3 protein-coding genes are annotated in these 3,681 nt (G+C 65.9%); all 3 read left to right on the forward strand.

Annotation, left to right across the window (positions count from 1 at the left end; translation table 11 throughout):
* Positions 1 to 296 precede the first annotated feature (296 nt).
* The gene (locus tag JL475_RS38350; protein WP_202282826.1) at positions 297 to 500 is read left to right on the forward strand and encodes a hypothetical protein; all 204 of its coding nucleotides are present in this window, start codon (positions 297 to 299) and stop codon (positions 498 to 500) included.
* Between the two features lie 602 nt (positions 501 to 1,102).
* Positions 1,103 to 2,683 (forward strand): NucA/NucB deoxyribonuclease domain-containing protein, encoded by a 1,581-nt coding sequence (locus JL475_RS40995; protein ID WP_237409453.1) that lies wholly within the window; start codon positions 1,103 to 1,105, stop codon positions 2,681 to 2,683.
* A 113-nt stretch (positions 2,684 to 2,796) separates the two neighbouring features.
* Positions 2,797 to 3,417 carry a DUF6461 domain-containing protein gene (locus tag JL475_RS38360; RefSeq protein ID WP_202282827.1) on the forward strand — a complete coding sequence of 207 codons (621 nt, stop codon included), beginning with the start codon at positions 2,797 to 2,799 and terminating at the stop codon, positions 3,415 to 3,417.
* The last annotated feature ends 264 nt before the right edge of the window (positions 3,418 to 3,681 follow it).

The following is a 3,681-nucleotide window of genomic DNA, read 5'->3' on the forward strand; positions in this document are numbered from 1 at the left end:
AGTACTTCTTGGGCGCAGCCATGATCGGCATCCTTCCGGGTCTTCGATGTCTCCATCAAACCCGGGGCGATTCACACCGTCACTGACACCCACCCCTGTTACGGGGCTCCTGCGGGCCGTACCGACCCGGTTCCACCGGAACCTGGCGTCCTGCTCCGGCCCGGGCAGCGCAGCCGGAACCACCGCGCCCGGTGCTCGCCGGAGTTCACCGCCTCGCGCACACACACCGTGGGCCGGGCCGGAGCAGCAGACCGAGCGGAGAGGAAGAAGATCCCGACGGCGAGGAGAATCGGGCGATGACCGACCGCCGCCGCCCGCTGGGCACCGGACCCGCCCTTACCGAGCCGTCCCGCGCAGACGACAGCCCGCCCCCGGCGCCACGCGCCCAACTCGCCGCCGAACGCCTCTCCGCCGCCGTCCCGGCCGCCACGGGGCTGGCGCCCACACTCCCGCGTCCGGCCGGACGCCGCACCCTGGGCACCGGCCCCACCGGGCGGTGACAGCCCGCCCCGTCTCGCGCGCGTGGCACGCACGACCCGCGCCACGCGCGGCACGCGTTGGCCGGTCCGCAAGCGGGGCTGTCACGGCTGTCGTACTGGAACCCGCCGCGGGGGTCAGCCGGGCACACCGCAGCTCGCCGTGAAGCCCGCTCCGTAGAAGGCGACACCGGCTGCCCCTGCCCGCTGTCGGCACCCAACCCCTGACACCACGGCCCTGACCAGCGACAACACAACACACGCTGTACCAATCAGCAACCAACTGACCCGCGTCATCACCAAAAACGTCAGCCCCAGATCGGCATCCATGTCAGCACCCGAAACCCTCACGGCAACGAACTGAACTGCAGAAACCCCATATCTCCCGCACTGACATCACCATGCCGAACCACCACCGACAAAAACTTACAGATCATCACCGGCGGTTTCGTACCCCCTTCTGGTGCCCGATACGAGCATCCAGCCTCTGCATTACTTCACAAGAAACACAGTTTCTGCAGATGGAGCACAGGGTTTACCTTCGATTCCATGATCGAAATCGGATCTCACCGTGATACGCTTTTAACGTGTCTTTACCGAACACAAGTTCGAAGAAACGGAACTTCATGCGCATACGAATACTTCCGGTCGCTGCCGCCCTCACGGCCACGGCAGCACTCGCCGGAACCTTCACCCCGAACAGCGCCCGCAGCACCGACACCGTCACCACGGTCGCGGACCAGGTCGAGCCGCAGATCTCCACCACCGCCACCCCCGCCGGCTCCACGCCGAAGATGGAAGTCCTCCTTACCGAGGACGACATCGAAAAGGCCAAGAAGCGCGTCAAGGGCGAGCTGGCTTCCCCCAGACCCGAGACCGCACAGAGCGCGAGCCCCGCCCGTCCGAAGGCCAAGCTGAAGGACACCAAGGGCACCGAGGAGCAGTTCAAGAAGGTGATGGCCGACGCCCGCGCCTTCGCCACCGAGGCCAAGAACAAGCCGTTCAAGCTCCCCGAGCCCAAGGCCGACAAGTCCGCAAGCACGCTCTCGATGAGCAACGTCAACGCCTTCACCCACACCTACACCATTGGCGACACCCCGCCGGACGTCCTCGCTCAGCTCTGCTTCTCCGCAGACAAGAGCTACACCGACTACACCCTCGTGTTCGACCGGTACAGCTACTGCGAACGCAAGAAGATCGCTGCGGACTACTGGAAGGTCGACAAGACCACCGGCGCGAAGATCGAGCACATGGGCACCACCTACGCCAACATGGAGCTGTTCGGACAGAACTCCACCACCGACCGCTCCACCCGCCTGTTCGCCCGGATTCAGCAGGGCTCGGTGGACTACCAGTGGGGCATCATCGACGACTGGTGGACCGCCCCCGGCGTCCCGCTGTCCCTGATCGGCCAGTGCCAGCAGGTACTCACCGCATGCTCGACGTTCCAGCCCTCCGCAACGATGACGTGGGGAACGTGGGACAACAGCGCCACCTGGTACCCCTGGGACACCAGCAGCCCCGAGTACGGTATGTGGGGCCGCGACAAGCTCGGCCTGCACGGCCTGACGATGGAGTACTACACCGACAGTGACGAGTACGACACCGATCAGCCGGGCGTCGTGCAGTCCCTGCACCCCCGCTGCGACTCGGCCACCTACTTCTCCACCAGCCGCCCGCAGTCGTGCGTGTTCCAGGAAGTCATTCCCTTCATCGCATACAGCACGGCCCCCGACTCACCGAACCGGGGCGTCGCCCAGCACATCCAGGACGCATTCGCCACCCCGAACAGCACCTATCCGACCAGTTCGACGGCGAAGCTGTTCCCCGGTGAGTACGACGGGACGTGGAACGGCGAGGGCCTGCACCGCCTGACCGAGTCCCTGCACTCGGGCATCATGGCCGCCAACGAGGCGGAGAAGGACGACGCCTGCGCCAAGACCGGCAACTACTCCACCACCGGCCTGCCCCTGGCCCTTCAGCCCACCCTCGGCCAGGACTGCGACGAGTTCCCGTTCCGCTCTACCCTGGAGGGTGCAGCCAGTTCCAAGTGGGACTTCTCGGTGAGGGCGGTCGACACGACGCAGAACCAGTCCGCCGGCGGAAGCCTCGTCGCCTTCTACGGATCTGACCGGGTCCTCGCCTGGGATCTGGCCCTGCCGACCCCGGAAGCCACCAATGACACCTTCTACGTGCGCATCAGCTAACCCCTGACCAGCGCACGACGAGGATCACGAGGGGCCCGCAGGACTTCCTGCGGGCCCCTCGCCCATGCCAGACTGCCGCCCCTTCCCGTGCACGACAGAAAGACACACATCCGATGGACCTGTTCGCCTGGCACCGCGAGTTTGGCGCCGCCTGCTTCACCCTCGCCCCCACCACACCCCGGAACCTGCTCACCGCGCTCGGTGTCACCATGGCGTCCGAGCCGGTCGGTGACCTCGTCAAAGAACTGCGGGACCATCACGAATACGCATGGTCGATGGAGAACATCGACGTCCCCGAAGACCAGGAAACACCCCTGATCGCCGCCGCTGCCCTCGATGGCGAATGGTCCGTCGCCGTCGAAGTCGACGGAATGGCCGGTTACGTGGGCTGCGCCCGCCCGATGCTCAGGTCCCTGTCACGGTCCTTCGGCCGGGCCTGTAGCTGCTACTACGACACCGGAAACGCCCGGGTCTTCACCTCGACCGAAGGGGCGGGACCGGTAGGGGTCGACACCCTCAGCGGACGCCGGGACGCCGCACTGCCCCCCGAAGAGGAGCAGGCCCTGACCGACGCCGGATTCGCCGGAGGCGGCTTTCGCACCCTCGCCCCCCGCCTCCAGCAGATGCGCGACATCGAACGCCTCGATGTCGCGCTCAACGCCCTCACCGGCCGCCATCTGGCCGACTGCATCAATGCAGCCGACTGGATCGCAGGACAGACACACAGCCGTTAACCTCGCCGTTTCTATTGGGGTGAGGCCGGATGTGGGGCGGAATCACGAAAGTGCCTTCTGAGCTGGGCCGATGAATCTTATCGAGGGGCTCTGTCGGTCCAGGCGGAAGGCACTTTCTGCGTGAGGGGTATCGGTTCTCGTCCCAAGCTCCGTGTCTCGACTGGCTTTGTTGACGAGAACCGGCTCTGGGGCGTTGTCACGTTGGCTGACCGGCCTGGGATGATCTTGGAGATGATCGTGCCGGGGAGGGAGTCGCTCGTGTCG

The organism is Streptomyces sp. M2CJ-2 (assembly GCF_016757295.1).
In the GTDB taxonomy this organism is placed as follows: Bacteria; Actinomycetota; Actinomycetes; order Streptomycetales; family Streptomycetaceae; genus Streptomyces.